This window comes from Proteus sp. CA142267 (assembly GCF_003336825.1).
In the GTDB taxonomy this organism is placed as follows: domain Bacteria; phylum Pseudomonadota; class Gammaproteobacteria; order Enterobacterales; family Enterobacteriaceae; genus Proteus; species Proteus terrae.
Window position 1 is genome coordinate 74,654 of the sequence record NZ_QPMG01000002.1, and the last position, 20,231, is coordinate 94,884.

Below are 20,231 nucleotides of genomic sequence, written 5' to 3' on the forward strand. Positions count from 1 at the left end.
TGTTGCTAATGGTGAATTTAATTTTTGTGCTCACAAATAGGTTTTATTCATTAATGCTCGGGTGAATAAATAACCTCATTGATTATAGGCATGATATTTAAAAATAAACACCCCTACCTATCACACTATCTTAGCACACCATTGAATAATTATCATTCTCAATATTGAGTATTTATTTTATCCCAGAATTTCGTCTAGGCTCATTTCTTCTTTGATTTGAGCAACCCAAGCGTCAACACGCTCTTCGGTTAATTCTGGTTGGCGGTCTTCATCAATGGCAAGACCGATAAAATGATTATCATCTGCAAGCCCTTTAGAGGCTTCGAAATGATAACCTTCTGTTGGCCAATGACCTACGATAACAGCACCACGAGGCTCAATAATATCGCGGATAGTCCCCATTGCATCACAGAAATATTCTGCGTAATCCTCTTGGTCACCACAACCAAAGAGCGCAACAAGCTTACCATTGAAATCAATATCTTCTAGTGTTGGGAAAAAATCATCCCAATCACATTGTGCTTCACCATAATACCAAGTAGGAATACCCAGTAACAGAATATCGAACGCTTCGATGTCTTCTTGACTGGATTTTGCAATATCATGAACTTCGGCATTATCAGCGCCCAGTCTTTCTTGAAGCATTTTGGCAATATTTTCAGTGTTGCCAGTATCACTGCCGAAGAATATTCCTATGATTGCCATAAAGTGAGATAACCTCTTTTATTCTAAATTCGTTATATTTCAAATTGTAGCGTTATTGACTACGTATATTTTCACAAGTTACATACTACTTGCATGTTTCTAGTGACTCATTTACTTGTCACCTAGCTACACTTCAAAATATTTAGAGTATATTTGTCTGTGTTTGAACAATTACTAGTGAAAGATAAGCATTGTGTTTTCATAGTAGAAAACTAAAAATGTATTTTGACGAAAATAGCAGGCTAATTCTGTCGAATTTGTGTGGTTTATCTGCTAGCTATTCTTGTTTTGATGCATTTTTAAGGCGTGATTTTGCGCCAATTGCTCAAGTAATATTTCTTCAATAAGCTCACTACGACTGACGTTTCTTTCTGTCGCCAACTCATTGAGAGCATTTACAGCATCTTCATTTAATTTTAACTCAACTCGACGTAAGCCATTAACTCTGTCACGTCTTAATTGATTACGTTTATTAATTCTAAGCTGTTCATCCCGAGAAAGCGGGTTTGTTTTGGGTCGCCCAGGTCTGCGTTCATCTGCGAACAAATCCAGTGTGGTGCGATCAGTTTGTTCTTTTGCCATAAATTTTGCTGTGAAAGGGCGTATACCAATGACTAAATTGCGAAACGCCCAATAATACCCCACATAGTGATGTCTCGCCACTGCTTCCTGACTTTAACCTATTGTGATTTGGTCTTTTTATCAACAGATACTGTTTTTAAGTATAATAATTATACATTCTACTAAATTATCATTTTTTCAGTGGCAATATTTTAAGTTGTTAAGTTTATTAACTAAGATTTCTCTAAAAAGCGGCGAATTGCCTTAATAACGGTATCTGGTTTTTCTGAATGAACCCAATGTCCAGTGTTTGCAACAACAAAAGCGGTCGCGAGAGGAAATTGGCGAGCTATATTTTCACGATATTCATCTAAGATATAAGGTGATAAACCGCCTCGAATAAATAATACAGGATGATGCCAAGCAGGCACCTCTTGCCAGCCAATAATGTCTGAATAGGCATTTTTTATTGCAGGTAAATTAAATAGCCACTCACCATTTTTGAATGATTTTAGTAAAAATTGGATCACACCTTCTTCTTCAATAAAAGGACGCATGATTTCCACCGCATCTTGACGGCGTGTAACTTGAGCTTTTGTTACGGCTTCAAGTGCAGCAAAAATTTTATCATGGCGACGAACGTTATAAGCAACAGGTGACATATCAATCACAACAATATTGGCGATTCGCTCAGGGGCTAATGCTGTCATCGCCATCGCAATTTTGCCTCCCATTGAATGACCAATAATAATGGCTTTTGAGATATTTAAACTATCAAGTAATGTGAGCACATCTTGCGCCATATCTTGATAATTCATACTTTCACTATGAGGAGAATGCCCATGATTACGCACATCAATTTGTATCACGGTATTATCTTGGCGAAGTGCGCGACCTAAAACGCCTAAATTATTCAAATCACCAAAAAGTCCGTGGATCAAGACGATAGGTAAATTGGATGCAGGTGTCGTTTCAGGTTGGTGTAATTGATAATTTAATAATGTATTGAGTTTCATATTAATGACCAAAATAATTGCGATTTTCTTCTATGATGACATGCACAAGGTGGCTAAGCCAACTTATCGTAATAATATGAAAGAGTGATAAAGTTCAGAAATAATTGATAAGATAAATTTATAAAAAACCATAAAATCATTATTATCTAGATATATATTCTAAATTTATTTAAAAAGTTGAAATCTTGACATTGCTCAAAAATAAATAATTAGAATTTTATATTATTTGGAGGCTGGAGTGGTGTGATATAGCGGAATTTAAAGCTGACTTTGTGCGAATAAGTTCAAAGAATAGAAGATGATACCGAGATAAACAATAGGATAAATACCGAGCTTAGCCTTTAAAACGGTAGGATCTTGAATAGATCCTCTTTAAGTTATTGAAATTTACCTATTTTGTTTTTAAAGATTATATCTTATAATCCTAATTACTTTTTTTTGAAAACAGTACTGGGTAGCAATGAAAAAGATAGAAATTGATGACGAACTTTACCGCTATATTGCTAGCGAAACTAGACATATCGGTGAAAGCGCTTCAGATATTTTAAGGCGTCTACTGAAGCTCGATGCCAAACAGCCCGCACAACCAGTCGTTGTCACAGAGTCAGTACAAGCATCTGTTATTAAACAGGAAGCTGAACCTAAATCGATTACACCAGCAAAAAATCCGATCCGTGAAATGCGAGAATTGCTGTTATCTGACAGTTATGCAGAAAAAACAAAATCAGTTGATCGCTTTTTACAGATCCTTTCTACGTTATATAGCCTAGATAGCGCTACTTTTACTCAATCTGCTGAAACAGTACATGGACGAACACGTATCTATTTTGCTGGTGATGAACAAACACTACTCGATAGTGGACGTCATACAAAACCGCGCCATATTTCAGGCACGCCGTTTTGGGTTATCACTAACTCGAATACAGAGCGTAAGAGAACGATGGTACAAAGCATCATGCAGGATATGCAATTTCCTGCAAATGAGATTGATAAGGTGTGTGGAACTATCTAACCACTATTGTTAATTGATGCATTACAAAGGCTTTTGTTTAAAGCGTGATTGTGATGTCAAATAGGAGAAGATTTGTGGCAATTCATCCAAGAGCAGGGCAGCATACTCGTCAAAGTGATCTGATTAATGTGGCGCAATTAACGTCTCAATATTATTCACTTAAACCACAAGCTAGCAATAACGCTCATCGTGTGAAATTTGGTACATCTGGTCATCGCGGAAGTGCAAATCGCCATAGCTTCAATGAAGCACATATTTTGGCAATTGCACAAGCTATTGCTGAAGTACGTGCTAAAAATGGAGTAACAGGGCCATGTTACGTGGGTAAAGATACTCATGGACTGTCAGAGCCTGCATTTATTTCTGTTTTAGAAGTACTAGCTGCCAATAAAGTTAAAGTGATTATTCAAGAAAATAATGGCTATACACCAACACCGGCGGTCTCTTTTTCTATTTTGACATACAACGAAGCACATCAAGATATTGCTGATGGTGTCGTGATCACTCCATCTCACAATCCGCCTGAAGATGGTGGTATTAAATATAATCCATCAAATGGTGGTCCTGCTGATACAGATTTAACTTCAGTTATTGAGAAACGTGCCAATGAACTGCTTGAAAACAATTTAGCAGGCATCAAACGTCTTTCTTATGATGAAGCATTAGCAAGTGGTTATATTCAAGCTCAAGACTTAATTATGCCTTATGTCAAAGCGTTAGGTGACGTTGTCGATATGGAAGCAATTAAGAAAGCTGGCTTAAAATTGGGTGTTGATCCATTAGGTGGCTCTGGTATCGAATACTGGAAATGCATCGGTGAGTATTATGGCCTTGATCTTGAATTAGTTAACGATCAAGTTGATCAGACCTTCCGTTTTATGACATTGGATCATGATGGCGTTATTCGTATGGACTGTTCATCACCTTGGGCAATGGAAGGTCTATTACAACTGCGTGATAAATTCGATTTAGCTTTTGCTAACGATCCTGATTACGATCGTCATGGTATTGTGACTCCTTCTGGTTTAATGAATCCTAACCACTACTTAGCGGCTGCAATTAACTATCTTTTCCGTCATCGTCCACAATGGGCTAAAGATGTAAAAGTGGGTAAAACACTGGTTTCAAGTGCAATGATTGACCGTGTTGTGGCAGATTTAGGTCGTGAACTTGTAGAAGTACCAGTTGGCTTCAAATGGTTTGTTCAAGGTTTATTTAGTGGTGAGTTTGGCTTTGGTGGTGAGGAAAGTGCAGGGGCATCTTTCTTACGCTTTAATGGCAAACCATGGTCAACCGATAAAGACGGCATCATTTTATGTCTGTTAGCTGCTGAAATGAAAGCGGTAACAGGCAAAGATCCGCAAGAGCATTACAACGAATTAGCACAACGCTTTGGTTCACCAAGCTATAATCGTATTCAAGCATCAGCAACTCATGAACAAAAAGCGCTTTTGTCACGCTTATCACCTGAAATGGTGACTGCAAGCACATTAGCAGGCGATCCGATTACTGCACGTTTAACACATGCATCAGGTAATGGCGCATCTATTGGTGGCTTAAAAGTGATGACTGATTACGGTTGGTTTGCGGCTCGTCCTTCTGGCACTGAAGAAGCATATAAGATTTACTGCGAAAGCTTCCGAGGCCCTGAGCATCGTGAATTAATTGAAAAAGAAGCGATTGAAATAGTAAATAATGTTTTTGCTAACAAATAAGTTAGTGCAATAAACTATTTATATAGAATACACTCTATCCAAAGGTAGAGTGTATTTTTTTAATTATTGAATATTTTTAGATCACAGCATTGATATCCATCATTGAGGTTGATTTAGAATTAAAAATAGAGTGGATAATCAATACAATGCAAAATAATTTTGTTTTACGAAGTGTACGTTACATGTTGGACCTAAGTGATGCACATGTTGTTGAAATCATGAAATTGGCTGATTTCACAGTTACAAAAGAGTTAGTAAATAGCTGGCTGAAAAAAGACGATGAACCTGAGTTTGTCGAATGTGACGACAATGCAATGGGACATTTTTTAAATGGTCTAATTTTTTATCGTCGTGGAAAAGATGAAAACTTCCCAGCACCTGAAGTTGAAAAGCGTATTACAAATAACATTATTCTAAAAAAACTGCGTGTCGCTTTTGAATTAAAAGATGTGGATATTCTAAAGATTTATGAGCTTGCGGATTTCCGTGTTTCTAAGCCTGAATTAAGCGCTGTATTTCGTAAACCAGGACATAAAAACTACCGTAACTGTGGCGATCAGCTTGTAAGATACTTCCTGAAAGGGTTAACCGAAACCCTACGTGGTAAAGGCAAAACGGTTAAGAAATAAAGTTTAGGGTATTTTAAGATATAAAATTCTCTATTTATTAAATAATACCCCAAAATTGGTTTTCGATTTTGGGGTATTTTTTTATGGTATTAACTGGCGAAAGAATGAATTTACTGCTAACGTAGTATTACTAAGTAATACAATATAGGAAGGATTTATGGCTCGAGTAACTAGTGTGACTTTGGGTGAACACTTTAATAGCTTTGTTGGTGAAATGATCAACTCAGGACGTTATGGAAATACCTCTGAAGTAATAAGAGACGCTTTACGTATGATGGAAATCAGAGAAGAACGGATCCAAATAGTTCGAAAAATGGTGCTAGATGGTGTGAATTCACCAGAAAGTAAAAATAACATGGATGATATTTTTGCAAGGGCTGAAAAGGATTTAAATGTATAAACTTTCTGAGTTAGCAGAAGAAGATATTTATCAAATTGCGCGTTATACCATACAACAATTTGGTGTAATTCAGGCAAAGAAATATCATGATGACTTGAAACGGACATTTGAGCTACTTGCTAGAGCATCCTGGATTGGGCGAGAGTGTAGTTGGGTGTGTAATGGCATGAGACGATTGGAGTTTAAAAAACACTCAATCTATTATCTACCAAAGAATAATACCTTATTTATTGCTCGCCTTATTCACCATTCAATGGATGTTGATTCTCTTGATTTTCCTGAATAAATATTTAATTATTCACTGTTGAATATATTGTTCATCATAATACTATTTAGCAGTAAACCTCATTCTTGAATATCTCATATCTCCTCACTGGTTTGATTTTTTTCCTTTCTGATAATATATGGCTGAAATTATTTACTATAACTTTCATTAAGTAAAAATACCGATCTAATATTGTTAATAATTATGTTATTTATGTTTTATTTTTGTTTCAATCATGAAATTTAATTACATATCAAGCAAAATAAAGGTGATTTTTCGCACGAATTGAGTGGTCTGATCAGTAGTAAAATTTCATCAAATGAGGTAAAATTTCAGTTATCAAATTAATCTCTATACAGGAGAGCACTATGCCAGCTTATAACGAATATACAAAAAAACATGTTTTAGCCCGTCGTACTGGTGCTGTTGCGCTAGGTGTTGTGGCATTTCCTGTTATGATTTTCCATCCTAAACGCGCACAATTTTATAGCTATATACACCGTGTATGGTCTAAAACAAGTGATAAACCAGTTTGGCTGGCAAAATCGGAAGTGGCGCTAAATAGTCACAAATAACAGAATATTAAGATAACGCCTGCAAAAGTAGGCGTTATCTTTATCCCTTTTTAAGCACTTTTCTGATGCGACCTTCTTGTTTTTTCTTATCCTCAAATAATCTTCAATTTTTACGTTACAATAAACAATAATGAGTCATTTAAACGAATGCCATTAACCTATTGCTATTTATCTTATTGTTATATAAATAGTGGCATTCGTGATAACAGGGAAAAAAATGAAATGAAGAATACTGATCTGGAATTAGTGATTAATGAGAAGTTAAGTATTGAGAACTTTCAAGATTATGCGCCTAATGGACTTCAAGTCGAAGGACGCCCTCATGTTCAAAAAATAGTAACGGGCGTGACTGCAAGCCAAGTATTACTTGATGAAGCTGTGCGATTAAATGCTGATGCAATTTTAGTACACCACGGTTACTTTTGGAAAAATGAGCCCGTTGTTATTCGTTCAATGAAGCGCAACCGCTTAAAGACATTACTTTGTAATGACATTAATCTTTTTGGTTATCACCTGCCGTTAGATGCTCACCCAATTTTAGGTAACAATGCTCAATTAGCGTTAAAAATGGGCGTTAAAGTTGAAGGTGAAATATTACCGTTAGTACCCAAAGGTGTGTTTGATTTACCTTTAACGCCTACTGAATTAAAAGAACGTTTAGAAAAAGCGTTACAACGCAATGTATTGCATTGCGGTGATAATGCTCCTGAAACTATTCGTAATATTGCTTGGTGTACGGGGGGCGGACAGGGCTTTATTCAAGATGCTGCTGAGCAGGGTGTGGATGCTTTTGTAACAGGTGAAGTATCGGAACAGACTATTCATATTGCAAGAGAAATGGGCGTTCATTTTTTTGCAGCGGGACACCATGCGACAGAGCGTTATGGTATTAAAGCTTTAGGTGAATGGCTTGCTCAAACACATCACTTCGATGTGACATTTGTTGATATTGATAATCCAGCATAAGCCTACTTATTCTTATTTTATAAGCTATCTCTCTAATTAAAGAGAGATAGCTTTTTTTTGTATATATAAATCCCTCGGCTATATCGGGGGATATTTATTACTCATTAAGCTGAATAGGCAATGGGCTTTGTAATTGTTGCAGATTATCGCATAGCCAAATTAACTGTAATAAAGCCTGAGAGTCACGTGTAGTTAATGCCAGATAACGAGCCAATTGGTTGGCAATTAATGTCATTCCTAAATCGTCAGCAGTATGCTTGCTTATTTCTAACTGCTGTTTTTGCATTTCAGAAAGTAATTCCCGTCCAGTACATGCTTGGGCTTCTAATACAGACAAAATAGGGCGGCAGAACTTTTGTGCTAATGTCGGTTCACTGTGATGCATTGCCGTTTGTTGCTTACGCTTAGCCATATATTCTTGAATACGACTAATAAACCCTGATTGTTTTTTCTTTCGTGGAAACTGGTCAAAATCGAGATAAAACATTTCAATGCCTTTTTCCGTTTTGAGCCAAAGAGTCGTTGGCAATAAATCCATATTTAAATCACGTCGAACAGGCTGAACAGTAACTGCTACTATCTCTAATTCTCGCTTAGTGAGATAACGTAATTCTTCCAGATTATTTTGTATTGTTCCTTCCCAATAAAGACGTAAGAAGGCTGAATTATCATGATTATCTGAAACATCCCAAATAACACATTGCTCTATTTCGTACCAAATTAATGGCTTATAGCTTTTGATATGTAAGACGAGAGGAGAAAGAAATCCTTCAGGTTGATTAGCAAAATAGTCTGGTAACTTTTGCCAATTGTTGATCCCTAATTCAGTTTGTAGATTGTGATAATCGGTAATATCAAGAAAATCAGTTTGGCTTTGTGCGAAGCTTTCGCCAATAGTTGCCAGTTTTCCTTCATCAGAAATACGTGGCTCTTGTAATACAAAAGGGCGACGCATTAATTTATCGGATGTTTGTTTCCATAACGACAAACTATTCCAAACACTATAACGATTAAATAGAGTATCAAGTTGATTAGGGCGTGCTTGAGTCGCTTGTAAGAGCTGTTTCTCTTCTTTATCCCAAAAGGTAAAGGTTGCTCCTAATGCACCACTCTGTGCCGTCCACCAATTTGCACCAATAGGGATAAGAGAGAGGCTGTTTTTTTTATCATCATATTGACGACGAAGTTGACCTCGTAACGCTTTTAACTGTTCTGGCATCGCATTGGATAATTGAAATAGATAGGCTGAAATATGAGCCAGCAAGCGCAAGACATTGCTTTCATCCATAGTGAAATGTCTTTCTGCTAATAGTTTGACTTGAGTGCTTAATGTTCGTAAATAAGACGCTAAACGAGGTAAGCCTTCTGCTCGAGCGGACATATTCAATAAGTGCAATTGAGTGGCGCTGCTTAAGCTGATATGTGATAGCCCTTGGCGTAATAAATCATAAATAAATTGTTCAACCGTCGTAATTAACGCTGTTTCTTCTTCATTGAGAGGGCGCTTTGAAGATTGCACAATGATTAAATCTTCAGGCCAACTCCATGGTTGAGCATGTTGTTCAAATATTTTAGCCACAATAGCAAGGTGGAATGCTTTTTTCTGTGAGTCAGAAAAAGGTGATAACATGCCATCGTAGCCACTACCTTGTAAGAAAATAACAGGCTCATCAACATCAGGGAGTTGAATTTTTAATTGTGTCCCAGTGTCTTCTAAATTCAATGTTATTGTTTCCCACTGCTCAACTAATTTAATCGCCACACGACAGGCAGGTTTCCCTGCTTTTTTAATTAATGTTTCCGGATCAAGCGTGAATAACGCGGGTAACAGTGGAGAGATTTCAACAGGCTCCGCAATAGCTTCTGATGATGTTTCATCACTATTATCGTTACTTGAATTATCAGCATTATTATTAGCTTGTAGCCATAAAACAGCGGCTAAAATATGTTTGCAGCAACCTGATGCAGAACAATCGCAACTAGCTTGTTGAATTCCCGCTTCGTGTAAAATAACATTTTGTCCATCACTGCTAAATTGCCCAGTATTGGCATCAGTGAGAGAAACTTTTTCGTTATCAACATCTTTTTTGGCGCGTCTTAATAATCCTGCATTAGCAAATACAGTGAGCGCATCTTCATCGTAATGAAAGTAAACAGTTTGCCAACTCATTGCATTACCTCTGCCAACCATTGTGCGAAATGTTCAGGTGTTAACGCTGCAACTTGCATGCCTCTATCTGCAAGCTTTTGTGCAATTGCAGAGTCATAAGCAGGTTGAGCCTCATCATCAAGTGCAGCTAGACCTAATAATTTAACTTGTTGGCTATTAAGGCGTTGCGTGCAATCTAATAAGCGGTTTAATGAGCCACCTTCTTCAAAGTCACTGATAAGTGAAATAACCGTGCGTTTAGGGTTTTTGACCAAACTTTCACAGTATTGCATTGCGCCTGCAATATCAGTACCACCACCCAATTGTACGGTCATTAAAACTTCAACGGGATCGTCTGCTAAATGCGATAAATCAACAACTTGGGTATCAAAAACTACTAAAGAGACATTAACAGCAGGTAAAGAGGCTAAAATACTGGCACAAACAGCCGCATACATAATTGAGCTAGACATTGACGCACTTTGGTCAACACAAAGAATGACATCCCACGGAAAATGTTGTTGCATCCGTGAGTTAAAGTAAGGAGTTTCAATCACTAAACGGCGATTTTTAGTATCGTAATGTTTTAAGTTTGCAGCGATGGTTGCACGCCAATCAAAGTTGCGACTATTAGGCACTAAAGAGCGTCTAAAACGATTACGGCGACCTGTTAATGATTGGCGAAAGTTATTGCGAATTTGACGCAAAATATCATCGACCACTTTACGAATAATCGTTTTAACCGCATCTCGCGTTTCTTCACTCATGCGTCCACGTAAACTTAATAATGTTTTCGCTAACGCTTTTGTTGGCTCCATCGCTTTTAACGTATTGGGATCTTTAAGAAAACTACTGATTTGATAACGTTCAATAGCCTGTGATTGCATACGTTCAAAGGTGCTATTAGGGAATAGCTTACGCGCTTGATTTAGCCAGTTTACCGCGGTAAGTTGCGATGCATCGAGTGATCCATGACGCCCTCGTTCTTGGCGGAGACCTCGGCGCTGATATTCACGACGATAGAGAAAGTCGAGTGTACGCTCAACTTTTAAATCATCAGCATTAAAAGTCGCTTGCCCAAGAGCATCATCAGCATATTGACCTAAAATCAGGCGCCAGCGTTTTGCTTGTTTTATTTTATCTTCAGGCACATCGTCATTATGCTGGCTCATGATTAGTATCTCCTTTCTCTATTTTCTTAGCATCAAACCAAGAAATCATGCCTTGTTCCATTATTCGTTGTTGTAATTTTTGGTTGAGTTTAGTGGCTTCAAGCATCTGTTTAGCACTAAATTCTGACTGCCATAAAGATAACGCTTGCGTATCTAAACCAATATCGTTGGCAATATATTGTGCAAGCTCTGCATTTTGTTTGGGATTAAGTTGGCTAAAGGCAAAACGCAGATCAGGCAAGATCTGAATAAATTGTTCTTCATCCCATTGCTGTAGCAAGGTATTTAAGTGATCGACCAATAACGGAAGGCGAATAACTAGCTCTGGCGCGGTTCGCATCATACCAACGAAATAACCAATGGCATGTTCAGGAGAACTGCCGGTACTAAAGGTCGTATTTAGTGTGGTAACTAATGTATTTTCATCAATATATGAACCTAAATAACGTAAGGCATCTACTGCACCTTTTAATAAAGGTACTGTATCTAATTGACCATCAAGGCGATTGAGTTGCTGATAGAAATCACTTTTATAATCATGCTGATTATTGAGCGATGGCATAAATTCAATCAATTCACGTAAAGAGAGCAGAGCTTGTAAATTGTTTTCTTGTTGTTGCTCATCACCTTGAGCCAGTTGTTCTAAACAAAAGAAAGCTTGTGGAATAACTTGATGTAGGCGATTTTCAAGTGAAAGTTCATCCGTAATATCAAGATATTGGCGACCTCGCCATAAATGGATCAGTTTATGTCCACACTGAGTCAGTGACTCAAGACGAAAATCTTGCTGAATATAGCTATCTAACAGTTTAAAGAGTGATGGAATGCGCTGGTGGAGTCCAATTAGTGCAGCTTGGATTAATAACGTAACTGCACTCTGGCTCGAACGACTTTGCCCTTGTTCTTCAAGCTGTTTCTCCATTGATAACAGCTTATTTAGAGCGATAGCTTCAAGTTGAGAGCCTTTCTCTGATAATGAAATCAGTTCACCTTCTACATTAGGTGTCCAAGCGTATTGCCACTCTTCAAATAACAGATCTAATTGATGACCAGAAAGAAAATCAGGGCCATTTACACGGTGTGCAAAATGGATCTCCAAGAAAGCCAATAAATGTAAAAAACGACTTCTTAAGCGATGCTGTGGGTTACGATAAACATCGCATTTAGTTGTTTTTGCTAAAGTATCATCAAGTTTGAAACGAAAAGCTCTAGCTCGTTCATAGGTTTCATTAACTAAAGGAGGTGTTGCCGTACCTAATGGGATTTTACCTAAGAGATAACCTGAGAAACAGGTTTTGATTTCAGCCCATAATTCACTTTGGCTATCATCTAAGCTACCTTTAATAAAGGCACTTTGTAAACCATCGAGCAAATCATAGCGACCTGTACCTGCGTGATCTCTTAATAAAGCAAGGCGTAAACTCTGTTCGGCTGCGAGTTTTACAGCTAAATAACTCGGTGGATTATCAAATTGTTTTTCTCTAATTGCCTGAGCCACTGAGCTTAGAAAAGCAATCCCCATTTTATTGCGATAAACTTGAGTTGGCTGTTTGGCGACATCATTATTTTCCAATTTATCATGATGTTGTTGCATCAAACTTTGCCAAGCTTGTTGATAAAATGCAGGAGAAGGCATGCCAGAAGCATAACCATTAAGTGCATCTAGTCTGTCAAAACTGTAGCGAATAAGCCAAGCTTGCTCATTTTCACCCATTTTTTGCATTTTAGTGAATTGCTTTTGTTCTGTGCTAGAAATGGTGAAAGATTGAGATTGTGAATTAGATAGACCTTCAATTAGTGCAAGGGTATGGAATCCCCCTGTGACGATTACAATTTTGGCATTGGGTTCTTGCTGTTTGATGGTTTGAATATGAGCGAGCATATGTGCTTCACGTTGTGAAGAGCCTTCAGATTCAAGCACTTCAGGCTCATAATCAAGACGTGCAAGTGCGCACCAAATAAAGGTGTCATTAAAAAGTGTTTGCCAATCAGCTAAGGCTTCAATACTACGTAATTCAAAAAGATGTTCCCAAACATCATCATGATCACGACAGTGGCATTTTTTAGCTAATTGCGCGATAAACTGGCTATGTGCTAAATAACGTTCTTTTTGTAAGCTTCGACTTTGCGAGTCACTATACTCTTCGTTATTAACTTGTGCAGCCCAAGGCAAATCAATAAAACGTGTTTTGGCATTGATGCGCAAACCACCCCGCAAAGCTTGCCATTCAGGAGAATATTCACAAAATGGAAAATAGGCAGAGTGCAGTGATTTCTCACGCTCATCTTGGTTTCCATCATTATGCAAATACTCAGCTTGCCCCATAATCGCAACGGGAGGCAGGGTATCTTTATCTGTTAGGCTAGGAATAAGTGAATTAAAGGTATCTGGGCCTTCAATTAAAATATAGTTAGGTTTTACAGAATCAATTAATGATAAAACCGCATAAGCACAAGCAGGGCTATGGTGGCGTACAGGGGCAAAATAGAGATGTTGTTGCTGTAACGACGTCCATTTCAGTCGTGCTTGGTCAATTCTTTCTGGCAAAGGTATTGAAGGTAGCGTCACCGTGTCGATCCCTTTTCTGGGTGAAAAGGCAGAGTAAGTTAACTCTGCCTTTAATAGATAAATAACGTATTTTAGTGTGTAGCTACAAGCTTTAGCGTTTTATTGCCAAAACTCTTTTGATGCATCAAAGAAAGCTTTCCACTCTTTACTGTTTCTTGCTCTCTCTCTAGCTACGTTGTCCATGTAATAACGAATACGCTTGATATCATCAGCATTGTCTTTTAATACAACACCGATTAATTGGCGGGCAATTGCGCCTGCATTCATCACTCCATCCCCTAAATAATGCGCTTCTAAGGCACAAGCATAAGCAATATTCACAGCTTCTGCGGTTGACATAACCGCATCTGGTGTTTTGATATTACCGCCATCTTTCGTATTACCTGAGCGCAACTCTTGGAATGTTGTGACCAGTAATTCCACAACATCTGCTGGTACAGTGACTTCATTGGCTAAAGAGCCTAATTCGTTCTCAAGCTGTGATTGGATAAGGCTGATTTCAAATGCAGGATCACGAATAGGTTTCACTGTTTCAAAGTTAAAACGGCGCTTTAATGCGGCCGACATTTCATGAACACCGCGATCACGTAAGTTTGCTGTACCGATGAGGTTAAATCCCGGTTTTGCACTAATACGCGCACCATCCCCCATTTCAGGGATCATCAATTGTTTCTCTGACATCAAAGAAACCAGCACATCCTGAATTTCAGGAGGACAACGAGTTATCTCTTCAAAGCGAACAATTTTACCTTGTAACATACCTTGATAAAGTGGCGATCCCACTAAAGCGCGTTCTGTTGGGCCTTCTGCTAATAGCAATGCATAGTTCCAAGAATATTTAATATGATCTTCTGTTGTGCCGGCAGTTCCTTGGATAGTTAATCCTGAATCACCACTGATGGCAGCAGCAAAAAGCTCTGAGAGCATCGATTTTGCCGTACCCGGCTCACCAACCAGCATTAAACCTTGTTTACCCAATAATGTGACAATTGCACGATCAACCAACGCATCATCGCCGAAAAACTTAGGTGTGATGCTTAATGCATCATCACCTAAAATAAATTGGCGTACAGCACGGGGAGAGCGAAGCCATCCTTGTGGTTTAGGATTATTAGCATCAGCTTTTGTTAAACGCTCTAACTCTTGAGCAAATCGAACTTCAGCACTTTCCCTAATTGCTTGTTGATCTGCGGGTGCTTTTTTAGCCATATTCTTTCCTAATTATCCCTATCTTTTACCAAGGTGTTTTCTTTTCCCATTCAGGATCAAATCCTGCGCAAGCTTCAGCGATTTTTAGATAATCCGCATAGCTTTCTGCTAATAGAATCGGTGGTACATTTTTTAGCTCAACATTATTGCGATCCCAGTAATCTTGCTGATTTTTCTCAAAACTTAAATCAAATAAGACAGCTGGAATATTTTCTTCTGGAACATAGCTACCACTGAAACCGATATTCACGTAGTAGTTTAAACTAGAGAAGAATTTGTAATAGTGAGAGAATGAGCCACCATCTTCTGCTGGGCCTCGTTGATAACCCATTTTGGTTAAAATACCGCGTAAAGTGAAGGTGTCTGTGATCCAACCTTTTCTATCTTCCACTTCAGTTTGTTTCAGATCTAATTCTGGGATCTTATGTTCCATTTGAGAGAACAAGAATTTCACTTTGTAATCTTTAAAGTGAGCGATCCATGCCTTACGCTCATCTTCATTGACCAATGCTGCGTGAGCAAGTTGGATCAACGAATCGTTTTGTAAAGACACTTCATCATCTTCAAGATCAAGCAATGCACCGTCATCAGAAGGGCGGAATGTATTGATAACCTTGCCATCTTTCACTTCTTGCCAAACCAGTTGTTCAATCAGTTTATGCATGATTGGATGTGCTAAGATATATTCTTGCCAATCGGCGCTTAACCACTGACGTTGAGCACACATCGCTTCATATAAGCGTACACTTTGCAGCTCAATAACTTGTTTAAGTTCTTTTTTACTCGAAGTGAAGAGCTTTTTCGCTTCTTTGATAAGCTCAGCATCGTCATTTTTACGCGCAGCAGGTAAGGCTTTAACTTCTTTACCTTCCGGATTAAACAGAACAAGCTTTTGTTTTGCATCCATTTTTGCAGTGAAAATACGCTCACCATATTCCAGCACTAATGTTCCGGTATCATCAAAACCTGCGGTTGGAATAGTTCTATCGGCTAATTCATCTGCACTCCAGCCATTACGTTCAGCAATTTGCGTGACTAAATTACGGGCTTTTTCTTGAACAGATGCGGTACGATAACGGCGTGATAATGAAAGAAGAAGCTGAATAATAATTGGATCATTGCTTGATGCTACAGCGTCAATCATGGCTTCAATTTGAGCTCGGCGCTGATAGTGATCACGCATATAGTTACGTAATACAGATACTGCAACATGACCTTCAATACCGCAGATAAGCGCTAACATACCTTTATCGCTGATTGCAGAGCCTAAATAACGACGTAACACCTCGTTTTTAATCTCTTCAACCACTTGTTCTAACGTGTAGTTTTGATATTTAGCGTAATATTCAGGATAACGCTTCGCCCAGTTTTGATAATTGCTTAAACGCCCTGGCGCTTCACGTTGTGCTTCGACCATTGCTTCTTCAAGTGATGGACCTTTAATATCCTGAGCAACAAAGGTATGCAGAATAAAGCTTGAAAGTTTCTGTTGGCTATCAGTAGAGAGCAGACCGATATAACGTTGTAATAACGCGTTTCCTCCTGGCATTTTTAATTTTACTGCCAGAATAATCCACCAACGAATAATCGCTGGATCAACCGCTTTCTTGTTTTCCCATGTTAATGCAGGGATTGCCTCAAAATTAAACCAAGCAAGGCTTGCTGGTGCTTTGGCTTTAAGGCCTTTTTCAGCTTCTGCTAATAAGGTTTTTGGCGATAAGTAGCTCGAAATATCTTCACCTAATTGCTCTAATGCAGTGAGTAAAGAAGCTCGTACTACTTCGCGTTTCTCTTTTTTCAATAAGGCATTAAGCGCGGGTAAGGAGTCCGGCTTATTTAAGCGAGCTAACCATTCAATGGCTGTAACACGGATCTCTTGTTTACTAGAAGTTAATCCTTCTTGTGCACTTAAATGAATATTAGGCAGTGTTTCTAATAATTTTTGTGCAGAAACGCGGTGCGTTTTATTTTCGCCTAATGCCAATTCCATGATGCGCGGAACAAATTGTGCAGGAATTGTTGGGAAACGTCCTAATACTTCAATACCTTGTGAAATCTCAAATTGGCGATAGCGATGTTCACTTTGGTTTGGCATTAAGTTTAGCGCTTCTGCGATATAATCAGTATGTTGAATGAAGAAAGGCCAAACTTGTTCTGGTTTACGAAAACGGCGTAAGCCATCTTGATAAGATTCTAAGCATAGTGCCGCTGTGACACGGGCTGCATTTTTAAAGTTGCAACGTTGCAATACATCTTCAAGGTGACGCAATTCAATATCACTAAATAAGCGTTCAGGAATTTCGCCATTAAAATAGTGAGAAGAGAAGTGATCGGCATGTTGACGATTATTAACTATCACACGAACAGCGTGGAATAGCGTATATTCAGGCAAGTTTAAAACACGATTTTTATGTTTAATAATTTGAATTTCATTTGACTGAATAGTGCCTTGTCCGCTGTTGAGTTTATCAACTATTGCATGACACTGTTTTTCATCAATTTTAGATAAATCTTTTAAATGGCGCTGTGCCCAATTATAAGAGTGCTTCGATGTTTTATTTTCTTCAATTTCGCGTTCAGCATTTTCTTTCGCTTTAACCAAGATCTCATTGAAGTTATTGACCATAATATCACGGGCACTATCGGGTAATGCTGTATCTTCTAATGGTGTAAAATCAGGCGTTTCGATGGCATCAACGGTGCTTGCGTTATCTGCAACGCTAAAACGTTGTAGAGCACTTTCAATGCTCTTGATGACCGCTTTTGAGGTTTCATGTTTTAACGCTTCTTCAAGTACATCACGGTTTTCACCTTGGCGAGCAAATAAATCAGCCGCTTGTGTACGTTGTTTTGGTGTACCATTCATTAAAACATGGGCTAAATTTTCTTTTACAATTTCAGCCGGCAAGGTATTCAAAATAGGTTCTGCGGCTTTTTTCACTGTTTTTAAACTGCTGGTGGCAAGTAAAACAATAATATCTGCGAAAGTATCGCGTAATATCGTATGTTTATTTAGATAGTTAATTAGCTCAACTAAACCATTTGCCGACAGTTTTTCAATTAATTCCGTTCTAATAAATTCTTGATGTGAAAGTAGATAATCTTTTAAATCATGAAGTTCATAAATACGCTTAAGATTAGATGCATAATATTCAGAGATATCTTTTCTATCGAATACTGCGAATAATGCATTTTCGCCTGGAATATTGGCCTCTGCTTCGACCATATTAGCGATAAATTCCATACTCCAATGTTTACGATGTTCTAAATTAAGATTACGTGCATTATCATAAGTGGTGTAAAACGCATCAACTAACAGGTAAATAACCCAAGTTGGCACTTCAGTTGTTGTCACTTTGATATTGATATCTTGGCATGCAGCTGCAATGACTTTTGCATAACGAGCGACTTGTTCTAAAGAAAAGCTTTCGCCAACTTTAGAGTAAAGCTTATGGCGGGCATTAAGACCTTGGGTGATAACTTTACTATATTTTCCTGTATCAACATTACTGGCATACCACCATTCTAATGTTCCTGCGCGATGAAAATAAACGGCTGCTTTTGCTGCATCCAGTTTATTTAATTCAAAAAGAATTTCAGGGTTTTGGCCTGTAAGTACATAATCTAATGTTTGTTTAGGTAACCCTTCATCAAATATCGCAAGCAGTACAAGAGATTCTTGGAGATATTTCTCAGTAATATCGACGTCTTTTTTCCCAAAAATAGGGAAAATGTCTAAGATTTTCTTTATCACGCCAGTTCCTTAAGCTATGTATGGATAAACAGTTTTTTTACCATGAAATAGCGAAACGAACAATTTGATTATCACTGTTGGAAACGAAGGCAAGATATATCATTTGTTAAATTTATAGATATAAACGCTAAAAAAGCTAACCTAGCTTTATTAATATTCAATTCTGCAATATATAAAACGCTATATCAGGAAAAAGTGCTGAAAATGAAGAAGTGATAATAAAGGCATTTTTTGTGGTATTTGAAAAATTTAAGAATTGTCTGTTTAATAAAATAAGCATTAACCCTTAGCTAAATTGATTGAAAAATTAACAGCAAAAAGAGCAAAATAAAAAGAGCTCACATTAAGCATAAGGAGCTCTTTTAGACTTATTATTTTGTCGTTTGACGAGAAGAAGAGAGTAGCAATGAACCTAGACTACAAATTAGTAAAGTGATTGCTAAGCTTTGTCCCCATCCAGCAAGTGCAAGCCCGCCACCAATTAACAAATAGTAGAACAAGCCTAATAATGCACCCGCAGTGCCTAAACGATCTTTATATTGTGCTAATGCTGTGGCTAAGATATTTGGAATCGCAATGCCATAAGCAATAACACTCGTCATCATTGGGATAATAAAGCTGATGTGGTCACGTAAAAAATAAACACCCGTAGCACTAACTAATGCAATAAAGCTGGCAAGTAAAACTAATTTTCCACATGGCCAATGATGATTTAATAATGCTTTATTAATATAAGAGCCAATACCGACACCTATTGCTAACACAATGCCACTATATCCAAAGGTGTTTGCGCTATAACCTTGTTTATCAAACATAAAAGGTGCTAACTGATAATAAGCAAAAAGGCTGATATTAAAAAAGGCAATTAATAATACAGTTTTAGCAATTTGCTTATCCTTAAGCATTTTTATTGCAGTTTTTCCTAACGGTGCTGTTTTTATTGTTTCAGGGCGACTTTCAGGTAAAGCAAAAGTACTCCATAACAGTAAAATAACAGCCAGAAGGGCTAGGCCACTAAATACTCCTTGATAACCTGCATAGCTGACTAACAATGAACCACTTAACATACCTATTGCTGGGCTTAATGCGATAGCGGCTCCCATGACTGAGAATACTTTTGCTAACTCATCACCACTATAGACATCACGCATAATAGTTTGTGTACCAACTGAGCCTACCGCAGCACCAAAAGCGGAAAGCATGCGCAATCCAAGTAATATTGAAAAATCTTGTGTCATAAAAACACCAAGACAAGCAATAGTGTAAATAAACAACCCAGCTAACATTGTCGGACGACGACCAATGACATCACATAACCGACCCCATATAATGACCCCCAATGCAAACGCAAAAAAATAGAGCGAAAGTGTTTGTCCAGCCTCGTTTGCACTGACATGAAAGCCGTTTGCAATATCAGTAAGTGCTGGGCTATAAATGGTTTCTGCAATTTGTGGAAACATCATTAACGCAATTGCTAACCATAAAGAGAGTTTTTTGTTCATCTTTTTATCCTACATCCTTAAATCTTGATGAG

General features: G+C 37.9%; 16 protein-coding genes. 7 read left to right on the forward strand and 9 right to left on the reverse strand.

What is annotated here, in order from left to right; genetic code table 11:
* Window positions 1–177: 177 nt before the first annotated feature.
* The 3 genes from fldA to ybfF all read right to left on the reverse strand — a co-directional run bounded on the left by fldA (window position 178) and on the right by ybfF (window position 2,282).
* Window positions 178–705 carry a flavodoxin FldA gene (fldA, locus tag C0T34_RS06105; protein WP_004244384.1) on the reverse strand — a complete coding sequence of 176 codons (528 nt, stop codon included), beginning with the start codon at window positions 703–705 and terminating at the stop codon, window positions 178–180.
* Between the two features lie 273 nt (window positions 706–978).
* Complete coding sequence (gene ybfE / locus C0T34_RS06110; RefSeq protein WP_036912278.1) at window positions 979–1,287, reverse strand: LexA regulated protein; 309 nt, start codon at window positions 1,285–1,287, stop codon at window positions 979–981.
* Window positions 1,288–1,499: 212 nt separating this feature from the next.
* Window positions 1,500–2,282: an esterase gene (gene ybfF, locus C0T34_RS06115; protein WP_098943874.1), complete on the reverse strand. Its 783-nt coding sequence runs from the start codon at window positions 2,280–2,282 to the stop codon at window positions 1,500–1,502.
* A gap of 460 nt (window positions 2,283–2,742) precedes the next feature.
* On the opposite strand from ybfF, the gene seqA reads away from it, so the two are divergent.
* The 7 genes from seqA to C0T34_RS06150 all read left to right on the forward strand — a co-directional run bounded on the left by seqA (window position 2,743) and on the right by C0T34_RS06150 (window position 7,844).
* On the forward strand, window positions 2,743–3,294 hold the full coding sequence (gene seqA, locus C0T34_RS06120; protein ID WP_109849858.1) for a replication initiation negative regulator SeqA: 552 nt from the start codon (window positions 2,743–2,745) through the stop codon (window positions 3,292–3,294).
* A gap of 74 nt (window positions 3,295–3,368) precedes the next feature.
* Window positions 3,369–5,009 (forward strand): phosphoglucomutase (alpha-D-glucose-1,6-bisphosphate-dependent), encoded by a 1,641-nt coding sequence (pgm, locus tag C0T34_RS06125; RefSeq protein WP_098943872.1) that lies wholly within the window; start codon window positions 3,369–3,371, stop codon window positions 5,007–5,009.
* A 146-nt stretch (window positions 5,010–5,155) separates the two neighbouring features.
* Window positions 5,156–5,638 carry a DUF1456 family protein gene (locus C0T34_RS06130; protein WP_098943871.1) on the forward strand — a complete coding sequence of 161 codons (483 nt, stop codon included), beginning with the start codon at window positions 5,156–5,158 and terminating at the stop codon, window positions 5,636–5,638.
* A 157-nt stretch (window positions 5,639–5,795) separates the two neighbouring features.
* Window positions 5,796–6,038: a type II toxin-antitoxin system ParD family antitoxin gene (locus C0T34_RS06135; RefSeq protein ID WP_098943870.1), complete on the forward strand. Its 243-nt coding sequence runs from the start codon at window positions 5,796–5,798 to the stop codon at window positions 6,036–6,038.
* Entirely contained in the window at window positions 6,031–6,324 is a 294-nt protein-coding gene (locus C0T34_RS06140) for a type II toxin-antitoxin system RelE/ParE family toxin (protein WP_098943869.1), read from the forward strand. The genes C0T34_RS06135 and C0T34_RS06140 overlap by 8 nt, the downstream gene beginning before the upstream one ends.
* A 347-nt stretch (window positions 6,325–6,671) precedes the next feature.
* On the forward strand, window positions 6,672–6,878 hold the full coding sequence (locus tag C0T34_RS06145) for a YbfA family protein (protein ID WP_036912074.1): 207 nt from the start codon (window positions 6,672–6,674) through the stop codon (window positions 6,876–6,878).
* A 222-nt stretch (window positions 6,879–7,100) separates the two neighbouring features.
* Window positions 7,101–7,844, forward strand: a complete 744-nt coding sequence (locus tag C0T34_RS06150; protein WP_109849949.1) for a type 2 GTP cyclohydrolase I — start codon at window positions 7,101–7,103, stop codon at window positions 7,842–7,844.
* Window positions 7,845–7,941: 97 nt separating this feature from the next.
* Here C0T34_RS06150 and C0T34_RS06155 read toward each other — a convergent pair whose 3' ends face one another.
* The 6 genes from C0T34_RS06155 to C0T34_RS06180 all read right to left on the reverse strand — a co-directional run bounded on the left by C0T34_RS06155 (window position 7,942) and on the right by C0T34_RS06180 (window position 20,199).
* On the reverse strand, window positions 7,942–10,014 hold the full coding sequence (locus C0T34_RS06155; protein WP_098943866.1) for an SWIM zinc finger family protein: 2,073 nt from the start codon (window positions 10,012–10,014) through the stop codon (window positions 7,942–7,944).
* Window positions 10,011–11,165, reverse strand: a complete 1,155-nt coding sequence (locus tag C0T34_RS06160; RefSeq protein ID WP_098943865.1) for a VWA domain-containing protein — start codon at window positions 11,163–11,165, stop codon at window positions 10,011–10,013. The genes C0T34_RS06155 and C0T34_RS06160 overlap by 4 nt, the downstream gene beginning before the upstream one ends.
* Window positions 11,152–13,734 carry a DUF5682 family protein gene (locus tag C0T34_RS06165; protein WP_098943864.1) on the reverse strand — a complete coding sequence of 861 codons (2,583 nt, stop codon included), beginning with the start codon at window positions 13,732–13,734 and terminating at the stop codon, window positions 11,152–11,154. Before C0T34_RS06165 ends, C0T34_RS06160 begins: the two co-directional genes overlap by 14 nt.
* Window positions 13,735–13,833: 99 nt before the next feature.
* Complete coding sequence (locus C0T34_RS06170) at window positions 13,834–14,943, reverse strand: AAA family ATPase (protein ID WP_109849859.1); 1,110 nt, start codon at window positions 14,941–14,943, stop codon at window positions 13,834–13,836.
* Between the two features lie 25 nt (window positions 14,944–14,968).
* Window positions 14,969–18,697, reverse strand: a complete 3,729-nt coding sequence (locus tag C0T34_RS06175; protein ID WP_109849860.1) for a DUF4132 domain-containing protein — start codon at window positions 18,695–18,697, stop codon at window positions 14,969–14,971.
* Between the two features lie 371 nt (window positions 18,698–19,068).
* Window positions 19,069–20,199 (reverse strand): multidrug effflux MFS transporter, encoded by a 1,131-nt coding sequence (locus C0T34_RS06180; protein ID WP_109849861.1) that lies wholly within the window; start codon window positions 20,197–20,199, stop codon window positions 19,069–19,071.
* Window positions 20,200–20,231 lie beyond the last annotated feature (32 nt).

Excerpts from the sequence above, each read along its gene's own strand:
- C0T34_RS06145 (WP_036912074.1), top strand. The coding sequence starts at position 6,672 with ATGCCAGCTTATAACGAATATACAAAAAAACATGTTTTAGCCCGTCGT.
- ybfF (WP_098943874.1), bottom strand. The coding sequence starts at position 2,282 with ATGAAACTCAATACATTATTAAATTATCAATTACACCAACCTGAAACG.
- C0T34_RS06135 (WP_098943870.1), top strand. The coding sequence starts at position 5,796 with ATGGCTCGAGTAACTAGTGTGACTTTGGGTGAACACTTTAATAGCTTT.
- C0T34_RS06180 (WP_109849861.1), bottom strand. The coding sequence starts at position 20,199 with ATGAACAAAAAACTCTCTTTATGGTTAGCAATTGCGTTAATGATGTTT.
- seqA (WP_109849858.1), top strand. The coding sequence starts at position 2,743 with ATGAAAAAGATAGAAATTGATGACGAACTTTACCGCTATATTGCTAGC.
- fldA (WP_004244384.1), bottom strand. The coding sequence starts at position 705 with ATGGCAATCATAGGAATATTCTTCGGCAGTGATACTGGCAACACTGAA.
- C0T34_RS06130 (WP_098943871.1), top strand. The coding sequence starts at position 5,156 with ATGCAAAATAATTTTGTTTTACGAAGTGTACGTTACATGTTGGACCTA.
- C0T34_RS06155 (WP_098943866.1), bottom strand. The coding sequence starts at position 10,014 with ATGAGTTGGCAAACTGTTTACTTTCATTACGATGAAGATGCGCTCACT.
- ybfE (WP_036912278.1), bottom strand. The coding sequence starts at position 1,287 with ATGGCAAAAGAACAAACTGATCGCACCACACTGGATTTGTTCGCAGAT.
- C0T34_RS06170 (WP_109849859.1), bottom strand. The coding sequence starts at position 14,943 with ATGGCTAAAAAAGCACCCGCAGATCAACAAGCAATTAGGGAAAGTGCT.
- C0T34_RS06140 (WP_098943869.1), top strand. The coding sequence starts at position 6,031 with ATGTATAAACTTTCTGAGTTAGCAGAAGAAGATATTTATCAAATTGCG.
- C0T34_RS06160 (WP_098943865.1), bottom strand. The coding sequence starts at position 11,165 with ATGAGCCAGCATAATGACGATGTGCCTGAAGATAAAATAAAACAAGCA.
- C0T34_RS06150 (WP_109849949.1), top strand. The coding sequence starts at position 7,101 with ATGAAGAATACTGATCTGGAATTAGTGATTAATGAGAAGTTAAGTATT.